The organism is Streptococcus sp. HPH0090, assembly GCF_000411475.1.
GTDB lineage: Bacteria > Bacillota > Bacilli > Lactobacillales > Streptococcaceae > Streptococcus.
Genome location: NZ_KE150465.1, coordinates 344,987 through 361,969, shown reverse-complemented (window position 1 = coordinate 361,969; position 16,983 = coordinate 344,987). Strand labels below are relative to the sequence as shown.

General features: G+C 42.3%; 12 protein-coding genes. All 12 read left to right on the top strand.

What is annotated here, in order from left to right; all coding sequences use genetic code 11:
- Positions 1–132: 132 nt before the first annotated feature.
- Positions 133–2,286 (top strand): peptide cleavage/export ABC transporter ComA, encoded by a 2,154-nt coding sequence (gene comA, locus HMPREF1481_RS09435; protein WP_016466429.1) that lies wholly within the window; start codon positions 133–135, stop codon positions 2,284–2,286.
- Positions 2,287–2,298: 12 nt separating this feature from the next.
- On the top strand, positions 2,299–3,216 hold the full coding sequence (locus HMPREF1481_RS09430; RefSeq protein ID WP_016466428.1) for an HlyD family efflux transporter periplasmic adaptor subunit: 918 nt from the start codon (positions 2,299–2,301) through the stop codon (positions 3,214–3,216).
- Positions 3,217–3,377: 161 nt separating this feature from the next.
- Positions 3,378–4,085 (top strand): phosphoribosylaminoimidazolesuccinocarboxamide synthase, encoded by a 708-nt coding sequence (gene purC, locus HMPREF1481_RS09425; protein ID WP_016466427.1) that lies wholly within the window; start codon positions 3,378–3,380, stop codon positions 4,083–4,085.
- Between the two features lie 63 nt (positions 4,086–4,148).
- The gene (locus HMPREF1481_RS09420) at positions 4,149–7,874 is read left to right on the top strand and encodes a phosphoribosylformylglycinamidine synthase (protein ID WP_016466426.1); all 3,726 of its coding nucleotides are present in this window, start codon (positions 4,149–4,151) and stop codon (positions 7,872–7,874) included.
- 12 nt (positions 7,875–7,886) lie between these two features.
- Positions 7,887–9,329 (top strand): amidophosphoribosyltransferase, encoded by a 1,443-nt coding sequence (gene purF / locus HMPREF1481_RS09415; protein WP_016466425.1) that lies wholly within the window; start codon positions 7,887–7,889, stop codon positions 9,327–9,329.
- Between the two features lie 36 nt (positions 9,330–9,365).
- Positions 9,366–10,388 (top strand): phosphoribosylformylglycinamidine cyclo-ligase, encoded by a 1,023-nt coding sequence (gene purM, locus HMPREF1481_RS09410; RefSeq protein WP_016466424.1) that lies wholly within the window; start codon positions 9,366–9,368, stop codon positions 10,386–10,388.
- Positions 10,388–10,942: a phosphoribosylglycinamide formyltransferase gene (gene purN, locus HMPREF1481_RS09405; protein WP_016466423.1), complete on the top strand. Its 555-nt coding sequence runs from the start codon at positions 10,388–10,390 to the stop codon at positions 10,940–10,942. Before purM ends, purN begins: the two co-directional genes overlap by 1 nt.
- A 74-nt stretch (positions 10,943–11,016) precedes the next feature.
- Positions 11,017–12,564 carry a bifunctional phosphoribosylaminoimidazolecarboxamide formyltransferase/IMP cyclohydrolase gene (purH, locus tag HMPREF1481_RS09400; protein WP_016466422.1) on the top strand — a complete coding sequence of 516 codons (1,548 nt, stop codon included), beginning with the start codon at positions 11,017–11,019 and terminating at the stop codon, positions 12,562–12,564.
- Positions 12,565–12,685: 121 nt separating this feature from the next.
- Entirely contained in the window at positions 12,686–13,951 is a 1,266-nt protein-coding gene (gene purD, locus HMPREF1481_RS09395; protein ID WP_016466421.1) for a phosphoribosylamine--glycine ligase, read from the top strand.
- Between the two features lie 199 nt (positions 13,952–14,150).
- Positions 14,151–14,639: a 5-(carboxyamino)imidazole ribonucleotide mutase gene (purE, locus tag HMPREF1481_RS09390; RefSeq protein WP_016466420.1), complete on the top strand. Its 489-nt coding sequence runs from the start codon at positions 14,151–14,153 to the stop codon at positions 14,637–14,639.
- Positions 14,626–15,717, top strand: coding sequence for a 5-(carboxyamino)imidazole ribonucleotide synthase (gene purK, locus HMPREF1481_RS09385; protein ID WP_016466419.1), 1,092 nt, complete (start codon positions 14,626–14,628; stop codon positions 15,715–15,717). Before purE ends, purK begins: the two co-directional genes overlap by 14 nt.
- Positions 15,718–15,722: 5 nt before the next feature.
- Positions 15,723–16,979: a DUF4041 domain-containing protein gene (locus HMPREF1481_RS09380; protein WP_016466418.1), complete on the top strand. Its 1,257-nt coding sequence runs from the start codon at positions 15,723–15,725 to the stop codon at positions 16,977–16,979.
- Positions 16,980–16,983: the final 4 nt, after the last annotated feature.

Here is a 16,983-nt window from a genome sequence, read left to right as displayed (position 1 = left end):
CTTAAACTTTTAAAAGTGCTATTTGGGTGTAGATTTTGTTTTTTTAGAAAGAGTTATCTATTTCTTACTTTGTTTGGCTAAAATAATCTTACAGAACTTTTAATTAGATTATTAAGAAAAAAGGGTAAGAATATGAAATTTAGGAAAAAACACTATCGCTCACAGATGGATCAGAAAGACTGCGGAGTGGCTTCGTTGGCCATGGTGTTTGGCTATTTTGGAAGCCATTATTCATTAGCACGTCTACGAGAATTAGCCAAAACGACTATAAATGGGACGACAGCTTTGGGGCTGGTGAAGGCTGCAGAAACATTAGGTTTTGAGCCACAAGCCGTTCAAGCAGATATGACGTTATTTGATTCTCCAAATTTAATCTTTCCTTTTGTGGTTCACGTGCTTAAGGACAAAGAATTATTTCATTATTACGTAGTGACAGGGAAGGATAAGCAGAATATCCATATAGCTGATCCAGATCCAGAGGTTAGATTGACGAAACTATCGCGCGAAAGATTTGAAGAAGAATGGACAGGGACAACTATCTTTGTGGCTCCCTCCCCAAATTATCAGCCACATAAGGACAAGAATCAGGGTTTGACTTCTTTTCTACCTATTTTGATAAATCAGAAAGGTTTGATCACCAATATCATTTTAGCGACTGCTCTAGTAACCTTGATTAATATCGGTGGTTCATACTATCTACAATCTATTATTGATACCTATGTACCAAATCAGACATCTTCGACCCTAAGTATTATTTCTATATGTCTTGTTATCGTGTATGCCCTCCAACAGATTTTGTCTTTTGCTCAAGATTACCTGTTAATTGTCCTTGGGCAACGTCTATCGATTGATGTTATTTTATCTTATATTAAACATGTTTTTCATCTACCTATGTCTTTTTTTGCAACTCGACGGACGGGGGAAATCGTGTCTCGATTTACAGATGCCAATAGTATCATAGATGCCTTAGCTTCAACCATTATTTCAATTTTTTTGGATATATCTACGGTATTGATTATTTCCATCATCTTATTTTTGCAAAATAGTAGTCTCTTTTTCATAAGCTTATTGGGTCTTCCCATTTATGCTGTAATTATATTTGCTTTTATGAAACCTTTTGAAAAGATGAACCGGAATACCATGGAAGCAAATGCAACCCTATCATCTTCCGTTATAGAGGATATCAATGGTATTGAAACGATTAAATCCTTGGCTAGCGAAAAAATATGCTATCAAAAAATTGATAGGGAATTTGTGGACTACCTGAAAAGCTCCTTTACTTATAGTAGTGCAGAAAGTCAGCAAAAAGCTCTTAAAAAACTTGCTCAACTGTCGCTAAATGTCTGCGTATTATGGATAGGGGCTAATTTCGTTATGGATGGAAAGATGAGTTTGGGCCAGCTGATTACGTATAATACACTTCTGTATTATTTCACTAATCCTCTAGAGAACATCATCAACCTTCAGAGTAAGCTTCAAACAGCTCGAGTTGCTAATAGTCGTCTTAACGAGGTGTATCTGGTCAAATCCGAGTTTGAAGAACAGAAAATGGTAGAGGATTTGAGTACGATTCAAGGAGATATGGCTTTTAAGGGAATTCACTACAAGTATGATTATGGTCAAGATATCTTATCAGATATCAATTTGACAATAAAACAGGGTTCTAAAATAGCTCTTGTAGGAGTTTCAGGATCAGGGAAGTCGACCTTAGCTAAGATGATGGTTAATTTTTACAACCCAAGTCAGGGAGAAATCAGACTGGGGGATCTGAATTTAAATCATATTGATAAAAAGTCTCTGCGCCAACATATCAACTATTTGCCTCAACAACCCTATGTTTTTAATGGAACAATATTAGAAAATCTCCTTCTCGGTGCTAAGGAGGGGACGACTCGGGAGGATATACTACGTGCAGTTGAGCTAGCAGAAATTCGTGAAGATATTGAGCGTATGCCTTTGAATTACCAGACAGAATTGACTTCTGATGGGACAGGAATTTCTGGTGGTCAACGCCAGAGGATTGCTTTGGCGCGTGCTCTCTTGACAGATGCCTCTATCTTGATTTTGGATGAGGCGACGAGCAGTCTAGATATCTTAACAGAGAAACGGATAGTAGACAATCTTATGAATCTAGATAAGACCTTGATTTTCATTGCTCACCGCTTGACTATTGCTGAACGGGTGGAGAAAGTTGTCGTTTTGGATCGGGGTAAGATTGTGGAGGAGGGGAATCATGCTGACTTGCTTGCTCAAAATAGTTTTTATACTCATTTAGTTAACTGTTAGAAAGGAGAAAGAATGCATCTTGAATTTTTAGAAAGTGCGGAATTTTATAATCGACGTTATCATAATTTTTCCAGCCGAGTGATTTTTCCTATGTCACTTTTGGTTGTGTTTACGTTTGGATTTGCAATGTTTGCAGAAAAGGAAATTAGTTTATCTTCGAAAGCTACAGTTGAACCTAGTCGTATCATTGCTAATATCCAATCAACTAGTAATAGGCGGATGGTAGTTAATTATCTGGAAGAGAACAAACAAGTGCAACGAGGAGATTTACTTGTTCAGTATCAGGAGGTTGGAGATGTGATTCAGGATGAAGCTAATGTTAATCAGTTGGAGAGTTTTAGAAATCATCAAAGTAAAACAAGTAACCTTAAGAATAGTACTACACAGCCCAATATAGGTCTCTTTTCTCAGAATTCTTCGACTGTACAAGAGCAGATAGCTTTAGAGCAAGATGATTTAGAAAGAGAAATAGGCAAAAAAAATCAAACTAGCTTACTCGAAAAAGGAACAATAAGAGCCCAGGAAGACGGAGTTCTTTATCTCAATCCTGAAAGGAATCAATCTGCGGTAGTCACAGAAGGAACATTACTGGCTAAATTATATCCACTATTAGATAGAGAAGGGAAAACAAAATTGACGGCCTATCTTAGTTCAAAAGATATTGTGAGAATCAAGATTGGAGATTCTGTACGCTTTACCACGACTAATGGCGCTAATGGTCAAGTGAGACTTGTTTCTACTATCACTAGTATTGATACAATTGCAACGAAAACTGATCAAGGGAATTTCTTTAAAATAGAAGCGGAAACAAAAATAACTCCAGAACAAGCTGAAAAGCTTAGGTATGGTTTAGAAGGCCGTTTACAGATAATTACAGGCAAGAAAAGTTATTTACGCTATTATTTGGATGATTTCTTGAATTGGGAATAATGATCACTTTTTCTTAAATAATATTTAAAAACTGTAATCCTAAAACGATTTACAGTTTTTATAAAACTCAGGAGGGAATGCATTTTCGTTCGTGAAATATTTGATTTTTACTTATCGTTGTGATAAAATGAGCTCAAGTAATACGAAAGGCGAACAAGAAAATGTCCATTAAACTTATTTATACGGGAAAAGCTAAAGATATCTATACTACAGAAGACGAACATGTGATTAGGTCCGTTTATAAGGACCAGGCTACCATGCTGAATGGTGCTCGTAAAGAGACCATCGAAGGCAAAGGTGTGCTAAATAATCAGATTTCGTCTCTTATTTTTGAAAAATTGAATGCTGCGGGTGTAGCGACTCACTTTATCGAACGTATTTCTGATACCGAACAATTGAACAAGAAGGTTACTATTATTCCTTTGGAGGTTGTTCTTCGAAATGTGACTGCGGGTTCTTTTTCTAAACGTTTTGGCGTTGAAGAAGGTTTGGACTTGGAGACTCCAATCGTTGAATTTTACTACAAGAACGATGAGTTGGACGATCCATTCATCAATGATGAGCATGTGAAGTTTTTGGATATTGCCAATGATGAACAAATTGCTTATATCAAGGAAGAAACGCGTCGTATCAATGAATTGCTGAAAGATTGGTTTGCACAAATTGGTCTGCGTTTGATTGACTTTAAATTGGAATTTGGTTTTGATAAGGATGGCAAGATCATCTTGGCAGACGAATTCTCTCCAGATAACTGCCGTCTTTGGGATGCTGAAGGGCACCACATGGACAAGGATGTTTTCCGTAGGGATTTGGGTAGCCTAACGGATGTATATCAGGTTGTGTTAGAGAAGTTGCAAGACTTGAAATAATTTGGTTGAAACGGAAAACCTTCGTCTTCGATAACATGTTTGAATAGAAATAAAGGAAATAAAATGGATAAACGTATTTTCGTTGAGAAAAAAGCTGATTTTCGTGTGAAATCGGACTCTTTAGTAAAAGAATTACAGCATAATCTTCAGTTGAAAACCTTGAAGGATCTTCGTATTGTTCAGGTTTACGATGTTTTTGGTTTGGCAGAGGACTTGTTTGCGCGTGCGGAAAAACACATCTTCTCTGAGCAAGTGACCGATACTGTTTTGGACGAGGCTACGGTTCAAGCTGATCTTGAGAAGTATGCTTTCTTTGCTATCGAAAGTTTGCCTGGTCAATTTGACCAACGTGCGGCATCTTCACAAGAAGCTTTGCTTTTGCTTGGTAGTTCAAATGAAGTAACAGTGAACACAGCGCAATTGTACTTGGTTAACAAAGATATTGATGCGAATGAGTTGGAAGCTGTCAAAAACTACCTTTTGAACCCAGTGGATTCTCGTTTCAAAGATATCACTGTTGGCATTGCGAAACAGGATTTCTCTGAGTCCGACAAGACCATTCCAAGCTTGGATTTCTTTGAAACTTATACGGCAGAAGATTTTGCACAGTATAAGGCAGAGCAAGGATTGGCCATGGAAGTGGATGATCTTCTCTTCATTCAAGATTACTTCAATTCTATTGGACGTGTTCCAACTGAGACTGAGTTGAAGGTGTTGGATACTTACTGGTCTGACCACTGCCGTCACACAACTTTTGAGACGGAGTTGAAGAATATCGACTTCTCAGCTTCTAAATTCCAAAAACAATTGCAAACGACTTATGACAAGTATATTGCCATGCGTGATGAGTTGGGACGTACCGAAAAACCTCAAACCTTGATGGATATGGCGACTATTTTTGGTCGTTATGAGCGCGAAAATGGTCGTTTGGATGACATGGAAGTATCTGATGAAATCAATGCCTGCTCTGTTGAAATTGAAGTGGATGTCAATGGTGTCAAAGAACCATGGCTTCTCATGTTTAAGAACGAAACTCACAACCACCCAACGGAGATCGAACCATTTGGTGGAGCGGCTACTTGTATCGGTGGTGCCATTCGTGACCCATTGTCAGGGCGTTCATACGTTTACCAAGCCATGCGTATCTCAGGTGCTGGTGATATCACGGCTCCAATTTCAGAAACTCGCGCTGGGAAATTACCACAACAAGTGATTTCTAAAACAGCGGCTCACGGCTATTCTTCATACGGTAACCAAATTGGTCTTGCAACAACTTATGTTCGTGAATACTTCCACCCAGGTTTCGTTGCTAAGCGTATGGAGCTAGGTGCCGTTGTCGGTGCAGCTCCTAAGGAAAATGTTGTCCGTGAAAAGCCTGCAGCAGGTGATGTGATTATCTTGCTTGGTGGTAAGACTGGACGTGACGGTGTCGGTGGTGCGACAGGCTCTTCTAAAGTTCAAACGGTTGAATCTGTTGAAACAGCTGGTGCTGAGGTTCAAAAAGGGAATGCCATCGAAGAACGTAAGATTCAACGTCTTTTCCGTAATGGAGATGTGACACGTCTTATCAAGAAATCAAATGACTTTGGTGCCGGTGGTGTCTGTGTGGCTATCGGTGAATTGGCAGATGGTCTTGAAATTGATCTAGACAAAGTACCATTGAAATACCAAGGTTTGAACGGTACAGAAATTGCTATCTCTGAATCTCAAGAACGTATGGCCGTAGTGGTTCGTCCAGAAGATGTAGATGCCTTCGTTGCTGAATGTAACAAAGAAAATATTGATGCTGTTGTCGTTGCAACAGTAACAGAAAAACCAAATCTTGTCATGCACTGGAATGGTGAAACAATCGTTGATTTGGAACGTCGTTTCCTTGATACAAACGGTGTGCGTGTAGTCGTAGATGCTAAGGTCGTTGACAAGGATGTCAAGCTGCCAGAAGAACGTCAAACATCTGCTGAAACCCTTGAAGCTGACGCTCTTGAAGTCTTGGCTGATCTTAACCATGCCAGTCAAAAAGGGTTGCAAACCATCTTTGATAGCTCAGTTGGTCGTTCAACAGTTAATCACCCACTTGGTGGTCGCTACCAAATCACACCAACGGAAGCTTCTGTACAGAAATTGCCAGTTCAACATGGTGTGACAACAACTACTTCTGTTATGGCGCAAGGGTTCAACCCTTATGTAGCAGAATGGTCTCCATATCATGGTGCTGCTTATGCGGTTATCGAAGCAACAGCTCGTTTGGTTGCTGCTGGTGCCAACTGGTCTAAGGCTCGTTTCTCTTACCAAGAATACTTCGAGCGTATGGATAAACAAGCAGAGCGTTTTGGTCAACCAGTAGCTGCTCTCCTTGGATCAATTGAAGCTCAGATTCAACTTGGTTTGCCATCTATCGGTGGGAAAGACTCGATGTCTGGTACCTTTGAAGAATTGACAGTACCACCAACCTTGGTTGCTTTTGGGGTAACAACTGCAGATAGCCGTAAGGTTCTTTCTCCAGAATTCAAAGCTGCTGGTGAAAATATTTACTACATTCCTGGTCAAGCTTTGGCACAAGAAATTGACTTTGATCTTATCAAGTCTAACTTTGCTAAGTTTGAAGCCATCCAAGCTGACCATAAAGTCACATCTGCATCAGCTGTCAAATATGGTGGTGTCGTTGAAGCGCTTGCTCTTGCAACATTTGGTAACCATATTGGTGCCACTGTAACCCTTGAAAATCTTGAGACTGCCTTGACAGCTCAATTGGGTGGATTCGTCTTCACATCTCCGGAAGAGATTTCAGGTATTGCCAAGATTGGACAAACAGTAGCTGACTTTACACTTACTGTCAATGATGTAACGCTTGATGGACACAAACTTGACAGTGCCTTCCAAGGTAAACTGGAAGAGGTTTACCCAACGGAATTTGCACAAGCAACTGAGTTGGAAGAAGTACCTGCTGTAGCATCCGATGCTGTGATCAAAGCTAAAGAAACAGTTGAGACACCAGTAGTTTACATCCCAGTATTCCCAGGTACTAACTCTGAGTACGATTCAGCTAAGGCCTTTGAAAAAGAAGGTGCAAAAGTCAACTTGGTACCATTTGTAACACTTAACGAAGAGGCTATTGTCAAGTCTGTTGACACTATGGTTGACAATATCGAAAAAGCTAACATTATCTTCTTTGCAGGTGGTTTCTCAGCAGCGGATGAACCAGATGGATCAGCTAAATTTATCGTGAACATCTTGCTCAATGAAAAAGTATGTGCAGCTATTGATCACTTCATCGAACGCGGTGGTTTGATTATTGGTATCTGTAACGGATTCCAAGCCCTTGTTAAATCAGGTCTTCTTCCATACGGTAACTTTGAAGATGCAAGTAGCACGAGTCCAACCCTCTTCTACAATGATGCTAACCAACACGTGGCTAAGATGGTGGAAACACGGATTGCCAACACCAACTCACCATGGCTTGCCGGAGTAGAAGTTGGTGACATCCATGCCATCCCAGTATCACACGGTGAAGGTAAGTTTGTCGTGACAGCTGAGGAATTTGCGGAACTTCGTGACAATGGTCAAATCTTTACCCAATACGTTGACTTTGATGGTAAACCAAGCATGGATTCAAAATACAATCCAAATGGTTCGGTCAATGCAATCGAAGGTATCACAAGCAAGAACGGTCAAATTATTGGTAAGATGGGTCACTCAGAACGTTTCGAAGATGGTCTCTTCCAAAATATTCCAGGAAATAAAGACCAGCACCTCTTTGCATCAGCGGTGAAATACTTTACTGGGAAATAAAAGGTATATAAAATGACATACGAAGTAAAATCTCTTAATGAAGAATGTGGTGTATTTGGTATCTGGGGCCACCCAGATGCTGCCAAATTGACCTATTTTGGACTCCATAGTCTTCAGCACCGTGGTCAGGAGGGGGCAGGAATCCTCTCCAATGACCAGGGGAAATTGAAGCGTCATCGTGATATGGGGCTTTTATCAGAAGTCTTCAAAAATCCTGCTAATTTGGATAAATTGACAGGAACTGGAGCGATTGGACACGTGCGTTATGCGACTGCGGGAGAAGCTTCTGTAGACAATATCCAACCTTTCCTCTTCCGCTTTCACGATATGCAGTTTGGTTTGGCTCATAATGGGAATCTGACCAATGCAGAATCGCTCAAGCAAGAATTGGAACAAAGAGGAGCAATCTTTAGCTCGACTTCTGATTCAGAAATCTTGGCTCACTTGATTCGCCGTAGCCACAATCCAAACCTGATGGGGAAAATTAAGGAAGCGCTCAGTCTTGTTAAAGGTGGTTTCGCTTATCTCTTGATGTTTGAAGATAAGTTAATTGCAGCGCTTGATCCAAACGGCTTCCGCCCTCTGTCAATCGGGAAAATGGCCAATGGAGCAGTTGTGGTTTCATCTGAGACCTGTGCCTTTGAAGTCATCGGTGCCGAGTGGATTCGCGATGTGAAACCAGGCGAAATTGTTATTATTGATGACAGTGGCATCCAGTATGACAGCTATACAAATGATACTCAGCTGGCGATCTGTTCCATGGAGTATATCTACTTTGCACGTCCTGACTCTAACATTCACGGTGTTAATGTTCATACAGCTCGTAAGCGAATGGGAGCTCAATTAGCACGTGAGTTCAAGCATGAAGCTGATATTGTGGTCGGTGTGCCAAATTCCTCACTCAGTGCAGCGATGGGCTTTGCGGAAGAGTCTGGGCTACCAAATGAAATGGGTCTTATCAAGAACCAATATACGCAACGGACCTTTATCCAACCGACTCAAGAATTACGCGAGCAAGGAGTTCGTATGAAACTCTCTGCCGTTTCTGGTGTCGTGAAAGGCAAACGTGTGGTCATGATTGATGACTCGATTGTACGTGGAACAACATCACGTCGTATTGTCCAACTTTTGAAAGAAGCGGGGGCCTCAGAAGTACACGTTGCCATTGGTAGTCCTGCTCTTGCCTATCCATGTTTCTACGGGATTGATATCCAGACACGTCAGGAGTTAATTGCGGCTAATCATACCGTTGAGGAAACTTGCCAAATCATTGGTGCGGATAGCCTGACTTACCTTTCGATTGATGGCTTGATTGACTCTATTGGGATTGAAACAGATGCGCCAAATGGCGGTCTCTGTGTGGCTTACTTTGATGGGAAATATCCAACTCCTCTCTATGATTATGAAGAAGAATATCGTAGAAGTTTAGAAGAAAAAACGAGTTTTTACAAATAAAATTCCCCATCGAAGGAAAGGAAAAGGAATAAACAAATGACAAATAAGAATGCATACGCCCAATCAGGTGTGGATGTTGAAGCGGGTTATGAAGTTGTTGAACGCATCAAAAAACACGTAGCACGTACAGAGCGTGCGGGTGTTATGGGAGCTCTTGGTGGTTTCGGTGGTATGTTTGACCTTTCAAAAACAGGTGTTAAAGAACCAGTTTTGATCTCAGGGACTGATGGCGTCGGCACCAAGCTCATGTTGGCTATCAAGTATGACAAGCATGATACGATTGGGCAAGACTGTGTGGCTATGTGTGTCAACGATATCATCGCTGCAGGTGCAGAGCCCCTCTACTTCCTAGACTATGTGGCGACTGGGAAAAATGAACCAGCTAAGCTAGAACAAGTGGTTGCTGGTGTGGCTGAAGGTTGTGTACAAGCAGGTGCGGCCCTCATCGGTGGGGAAACTGCTGAAATGCCTGGTATGTATGGCGAAGACGACTATGACTTGGCTGGATTTGCTGTCGGTGTGGCTGAAAAATCTCAAATTATCGACAGTTCAAAAGTGGCAGAGGGAGACGTCCTTCTCGGACTTGCCTCAAGCGGTATCCACTCAAATGGTTACTCACTTGTTCGTCGTGTCTTTGCGGACTATACAGGTGAAGAAGTCCTCCCAGAATTGGAAGGCAAGAAACTCAAAGACGTTCTTTTGGAGCCAACTCGTATCTATGTCAAGGCTGTTTTACCACTCATTAAGGAAGAGTTAGTCAACGGGATTGCCCACATCACAGGTGGTGGTTTCATCGAAAATGTACCACGTATGTTCGCGGATGACTTGGCGGCTGAAATTGAGGAAAGCAAAGTCCCGGTCCTTCCAATTTTCAAAGCCCTTGAAAAATATGGCCAAATCAAACACGAAGAAATGTTTGAAATCTTCAACATGGGTGTGGGGCTTATGCTTGCGGTTAAACCAGAAAATGTTGAACGTGTCAAAGAACTTCTCGACGAACCAGTTTATGAAATCGGTCGTATTGTGAAGAAAGATGGCGCAAGTGTGGTGATTAAATAATGGCTAAAAAAATTGCTGTTTTTGCCTCTGGCAACGGCTCAAACTTTCAGGTGATTGCGGAACAATTTCCGGTAGAATTTGTCTTTTCAGATCATCGCGATGCCTATGTACTTGAGCGTGCAGAGAATCTTGGGGTATTATCCTACGCTTTTGAACTCAAGGAGTTTGAAAACAAGGCAGACTATGAAGGAGCCATCGTCGAACTCTTGGATGAACACCAGATTGACTTGGTTTGTCTCGCAGGCTACATGAAAATCGTCGGGTCAACCTTGTTAGCAGCTTATGAAGGTCGTATCATCAATATTCATCCGGCTTATCTCCCTGAATTTCCAGGCGCTCATGGTATTGAGGATGCTTGGAATGCAGGTGTCGATCAGTCTGGTGTGACTATTCACTGGGTGGACTTTGGTGTTGATACCGGTAAGGTCATCAAACAAGTCCGTGTGCCACGCCTTGAAGGTGACACCCTTGATACTTTCGAAACTCGCATCCACGAAACAGAGTACAAGCTCTATCCAGAAGTGTTGGATAGTTTGGGAGTTGCACGAAAATAAGGAAGCCATCGATCGGAAAGAACATTTTCGACTGTAGCAGAGAAAGAACTTTTTTAAAAAGGAAAAGAAAGAAAATGACTAAACGCGCACTAATTAGTGTTTCAGACAAAGCGGGCATTGTTGAATTTGCCCAAGAACTAAAAGAACTCGGTTGGGACATCATCTCGACAGGTGGGACTAAGGTTGCCCTTGACAATGCTGGGGTAGACACTATCGCCATTGACGATGTGACTGGTTTCCCAGAAATGATGGACGGTCGTGTCAAGACTCTCCACCCAAATATCCACGGAGGGCTTCTCGCTCGTCGTGACTTGGATAGCCACTTGGAAGCGGCTAAGGACAACAAGATTGATCTCATTGACCTTGTAGTGGTAAATCTTTACCCATTCAAGGAAACTATCCTCAAACCAGATGTGACTTACGCGGATGCGGTTGAAAATATCGATATTGGTGGGCCATCCATGCTTCGTTCAGCAGCGAAGAACCACGCTAGCGTCACAGTCGTGGTAGACCCTGCTGACTATGCTGTTGTGCTTGACGAATTGGCAACAAACGGTGAAACCTCTTACGAAACTCGCCAACGTTTGGCAGCAAAAGTATTCCGTCACACAGCAGCATATGATGCTTTGATTGCGGCATATTTCACTGCTCAAGTGGGTGAAGAAAAACCTGAAAAACTCACTTTGACTTATGACCTTAAGCAACCAATGCGTTACGGTGAAAACCCTCAACAAGACGCAGACTTCTACCAAAAAGCTCTTCCAACGGAATACTCCATTGCATCCGCTAAACAGCTAAATGGTAAAGAATTGTCCTTCAACAATATCCGTGATGCTGACGCTGCGATTCGTATCATCCGTGACTTCAAAGACCGTCCAACCGTTGTGGCTCTCAAACACATGAACCCGTGCGGTATCGGTCAAGCTGACGACATCGAAACTGCTTGGGACTACGCTTATGAGTCAGATCCAGTGTCTATCTTTGGTGGTATTGTCGTTCTCAACCGTGAAGTAGATGCTACGACAGCTAAGAAAATGCACGGTGTTTTCCTTGAAATCATCATTGCACCAAGCTATTCTGACGAAGCACTTGAAATCTTAACGACTAAGAAGAAAAACTTGCGCATTCTTGCCTTGCCATTTGACGCTCAAGATGCTAGCGAAGTGGAAGCAGAATACACTGGTGTTGTTGGTGGTCTTCTCGTTCAAAACCAAGACGTTGTGAAAGAAAGTCCAGCTGACTGGCAAGTGGTTACCAAACGCCAACCAACTGAGACAGAAGCGACTGCTCTTGAATTCGCTTGGAAGGCTATCAAGTACGTCAAATCAAACGGAATCATCATAACCAACGACCACATGACACTTGGCGTTGGCCCTGGTCAAACCAACCGTGTGGCTTCAGTACGCATCGCTATTGACCAAGCTAAAGACCGTCTTGACGGCGCTGTTCTTGCTTCAGATGCCTTCTTCCCATTTGCGGATAACGTGGAAGAAATCGCCAAAGCAGGTATTAAGGCTATCATCCAACCGGGTGGATCCGTACGTGACCAAGAATCTATCGAGGCTGCTGATAAATACGGCTTGACTATGGTCTTCACAGGCGTGAGACATTTTAGACATTAAGAAAACGAAAGGGAAGAAAACAGTTTCTTTCCTTTTTTGCTTAAAAAAGCTAAACGAAACAAGATTAAAACGAACGTTTATGATATAATGTTAGTAAATAATTCGCAAAAGAGGTTGATGGATGAAACTGTTAGTTGTTGGTTCTGGTGGTCGTGAACATGCGATTGCCAAGAAATTATTGGAGTCTAAGGACGTTGAGCAAGTTTTCGTGGCTCCTGGTAATGACGGGATGACATTGGACGGTCTTGATTTGATCAACATCGGAATTTCCGAACATTCTAAGCTGATTGACTTCGCAAAAGTCAACGATATTGCTTGGACCTTTATCGGTCCAGATGATGCCCTTGCTGCTGGGATTGTGGATAATTTCAATGCGGCTGGACTCAAAGCCTTTGGTCCTACAAGATTGGCAGCTGAGCTGGAGTGGTCTAAGGATTTTGCTAAGGAAATCATGGTCAAATACGACGTTCCGACAGCAGCCTATGGGACCTTTTCAGATTTCGAGGAAGCTAAGGCTTATATCGAGGAGAAAGGCGCTCCAATCGTCGTCAAGGCAGACGGCTTGGCCCTTGGGAAAGGTGTCGTCGTTGCGGAAACGGTTGAGCAAGCAGTTGAAGCTGCTCACGAGATGCTTTTAGACAATAAATTCGGTGATTCAGGCGCGCGCGTGGTCATCGAGGAATTCCTTGACGGGGAAGAGTTCTCTCTCTTTGCCTTTGTCAATGGTGATAAGTTCTACATTATGCCAACGGCACAGGACCACAAACGTGCCTACGATGGCGACAAAGGCCCTAACACTGGCGGTATGGGTGCCTATGCGCCAGTTCCTCACTTGCCACAGAGCGTGGTTGACACAGCAGTTGACACTATTGTCAAGCCAGTCCTTGAAGGCATGATTAAAGAAGGCCGTCCTTACACTGGTGTCCTTTACGCTGGACTTATCTTGACAGCTGACGGCCCTAAAGTCATTGAGTTCAACTCACGCTTTGGCGATCCTGAAACACAAATCATCTTGCCTCGCTTGACATCTGACTTTGCACAAAATATCACCGATATTTTGGAAGGCAAAGAGCCAGCCATCACTTGGACGGACAAGGGTGTGACACTAGGCGTGGTTGTAGCCTCAAACGGCTACCCACTCGCTTATGAGAAGGGTGTCAAACTTCCAGCCAAGACAGAGGGTGACATCATCACTTACTATGCTGGAGCTAAATTCGCTGAAAATGGCCAAGATCTCCTCTCAAACGGCGGACGTGTCTACATGCTCGTCACAACAGCAGACACCGTCAAAGACGGCCAAAACATTATCTACAACGAACTCAACAAACAAAACACAGAATGCCTGTTCTATCGAAATGACATCGGTAGCAAAGCGATAAAAGATTAACAGATACTATATTTGTCAATGGCGAGCGAAAGCGAGCCAAAGTAAGATAATGGTCGCTGTGGTGAAAAGACCAGAACTCTTACTGTTCTGGTCGGGGGAAACTTTGAGACCCTAGGCTCAAAGTTTGGGAATGAAACCGAAGGTTTGCTTCCGTCCCCACCACCTAAGACCATTATCAAAAAAGAAAAGGATATTAACTATGAAACCAGTAATTTCCATCATCATGGGCTCAAAATCCGACTGGGCAACCATGCAAAAAACAGCAGAAGTCCTAGACCGCTTCGGTGTAGCCTACGAAAAGAAAGTTGTTTCCGCACACCGCACACCGGACCTCATGTTCAAACATGCGGAAGAAGCACGTAGCCGTGGCATCAAGGTCATCATCGCTGGTGCAGGTGGCGCTGCTCACTTGCCAGGTATGGTCGCAGCTAAAACGACCCTTCCGGTTATCGGCGTACCAGTCAAATCACGTGCCCTCAGTGGTGTGGATTCGCTCTACTCTATCGTTCAGATGCCAGGTGGGGTACCAGTCGCAACCATGGCGATCGGTGAAGCGGGTGCGACTAACGCTGCCCTCTTTGCCCTCCGTCTCCTCTCAGTAGAAGACAAGGCCATTGCAGATGCGCTTGCTAACTTTGCTGAAGAACAAGGAAAAATCGCAGAGGAGTCTACAAATGAGCTCAACTAAAACCATTGGAATCATCGGTGGTGGCCAGCTCGGTCAGATGATGGCGATCTCAGCTATCTACATGGGACACAAGGTTATCGCGCTGGACCCAGCAGGTGATTGTCCAGCCTCTCGTGTGGCAGAAATCATCGTGGCCTCTTACGACGACGTAGCTGCTCTTCGTCAGTTGGCAGATCGCTGTGATGTTCTCACTTATGAATTTGAAAATGTGGATGCTGACGGTTTGGATGCTGTTGTCAAAGAAGGACAGCTTCCACAAGGGACCGACCTACTTCGCATCTCCCAAAACAGGATTTTTGAAAAGGATTTTCTCTCTAACAAGGCTCAAGTAACGGTGGCTCCTTACAAGGTTGTGACCTCAAGACAAGATTTGACAGATATCGATCTGTCGAAAAACTATGTCCTCAAGACAGCAACCGGTGGTTACGATGGCCATGGTCAAAAGGTCATTCGTTCAGAAGCAGACTTGGAAGAAGCATACACTTTAGCGGACTCAGCAGACTGTGTCTTGGAAGAATTTGTCAACTTTGACCTAGAGATTTCTGTCATCGTGTCTGGAAATGGCAAGGATGTGATAGTCTTCCCCGTTCAGGAAAATATCCACCGCAACAACATTCTTTCAAAAACCATTGTGCCCGCTCGTATTTCAGAAAGTCTAGCTGAGAAAGCCAAAGCCATGGCCGTGCGAATCGCTGAGCAACTCAACTTGTCTGGAACGCTTTGCGTAGAAATGTTTGCGACAGCTGATGATATCATCGTCAACGAAATTGCGCCACGCCCACACAATTCAGGTCACTACTCAATCGAAGCCTGCGACTTTTCCCAGTTTGACACTCATATCTTGGGCGTTCTCGGAGTACCACTTCCTGCTATTCACCTCCATGCGCCTGCAGTTATGCTAAATGTCCTCGGCCAGCATGTCGAGGCCGCTGAAAAGTATATCGCAGAAAATCCAAGCGCCCACCTTCACATGTATGGTAAAATAGAAGCGAAGCACAATCGAAAGATGGGACATGTGACTTTGTTTAGTGATGTGCCGGATAGTGTGGACGAGTTTGGGAAAGAAGAGTTTGATTAAAAATTATGGGATTATTTAATTTCGGAAAACCAAAAGATGAAATATTAGATGCTAAGTTACAGAAGCTTACTGATGATATTAAAATAAAAAAGGTAGATCTAGCCAAATTAGAGCAACAAATAAAAAAAGGGAAAGAAGTAATCTCGCTAGATACTGAACTTGCCCAAAAGAGGAATGAGTTAGCTCAATTAAATGAGGAAATTGCCGTGGCAAATGGCAATCTAAATTTGCAGGAATTTGGTTTCTTTGAAAGACAATATAGCTTTTCTGATAGTACAAAGTATAAAGATAAATTAGATTCTTTAAGAATGCAACAAAAATCCATGGTTAAAAATGGAACTGCTGGAAGAATAATCACTCCTATGCTCTTAAATAATAGCAAAAGTAAAGGAAAGGCTATGCAGAATCAACTAATTAAAGCAGCTTTAAGAGGCTTTAATGGTGAGGCTGATGCTCTTTTAGTCAAGGTTTCAGTGGTAAATGTTGATAATAAAATTAACGCTTTAAGAAAAGTATTTGAACAGTTGAATAAAATGTATTCACGGAATTTAATTGAAATCACTTATCCATATTTAGACTTGAAAATCGAAGAGCTACGTTTAGCAGCTGAGTACGAACTTCAAAAACAAGAAGAAAAAGAGTTGCTTCGTGAACAACGGGAAAAGGAACGAGAAGATAAAAAACTTCAAGCTGAGATTAAAGCGAAACGAAAACAACTGGAGAAGGACAGAGATCACTTTAAGAATATGGTTGCCAAGGTAACAGAGTTACTGAAAGAAGCAAGAAATGATGAAGTAGATGAACTCAGACGCCAATTGATCGAATATCAAGATAAACTATCTGAATTAGATGAAATTGAAGAAGATATTGATTATCGAGAAGGTCATGCAACGGCAGGTTATGTGTATGTGATATCTAACATAGGTTCTTTTGGTGAAGATGTATATAAAATTGGAGTAACTCGTCGTTTAGAGCCATTGGAACGAATTAGGGAATTGAGTAGTGCATCTGTACCATTCCAATTTGATGTTCATGCGTTGATATTTAGTGAAGAAGCATTTACACTGGAAACAGAATTGCACAATCAACTTGCTAATTATAAAGTAAATAAGGTGAATGGACGAAAAGAGTATTTCAAAGTTCCCTTTGATGAAATTAGAAGTATTTTAGCAGCCCATAAAGAATTAACAGTGGAGCTGAATGAAGATGCTGAAGCATTTGAATACAGGCAAACAAAAGCTATTGAAGATAAACAGTTATAATAAA

Bases quoted from the DNA above. Each gene is read 5' to 3' on its own strand.
- comA (WP_016466429.1), top strand. From the start codon at position 133: ATGAAATTTAGGAAAAAACACTATCGCTCACAGATGGATCAGAAAGAC.
- HMPREF1481_RS09430 (WP_016466428.1), top strand. From the start codon at position 2,299: ATGCATCTTGAATTTTTAGAAAGTGCGGAATTTTATAATCGACGTTAT.
- purC (WP_016466427.1), top strand. From the start codon at position 3,378: ATGTCCATTAAACTTATTTATACGGGAAAAGCTAAAGATATCTATACT.
- HMPREF1481_RS09420 (WP_016466426.1), top strand. From the start codon at position 4,149: ATGGATAAACGTATTTTCGTTGAGAAAAAAGCTGATTTTCGTGTGAAA.
- purF (WP_016466425.1), top strand. From the start codon at position 7,887: ATGACATACGAAGTAAAATCTCTTAATGAAGAATGTGGTGTATTTGGT.
- purM (WP_016466424.1), top strand. From the start codon at position 9,366: ATGACAAATAAGAATGCATACGCCCAATCAGGTGTGGATGTTGAAGCG.
- purN (WP_016466423.1), top strand. From the start codon at position 10,388: ATGGCTAAAAAAATTGCTGTTTTTGCCTCTGGCAACGGCTCAAACTTT.
- purH (WP_016466422.1), top strand. From the start codon at position 11,017: ATGACTAAACGCGCACTAATTAGTGTTTCAGACAAAGCGGGCATTGTT.
- purD (WP_016466421.1), top strand. From the start codon at position 12,686: ATGAAACTGTTAGTTGTTGGTTCTGGTGGTCGTGAACATGCGATTGCC.
- purE (WP_016466420.1), top strand. From the start codon at position 14,151: ATGAAACCAGTAATTTCCATCATCATGGGCTCAAAATCCGACTGGGCA.
- purK (WP_016466419.1), top strand. From the start codon at position 14,626: ATGAGCTCAACTAAAACCATTGGAATCATCGGTGGTGGCCAGCTCGGT.
- HMPREF1481_RS09380 (WP_016466418.1), top strand. From the start codon at position 15,723: ATGGGATTATTTAATTTCGGAAAACCAAAAGATGAAATATTAGATGCT.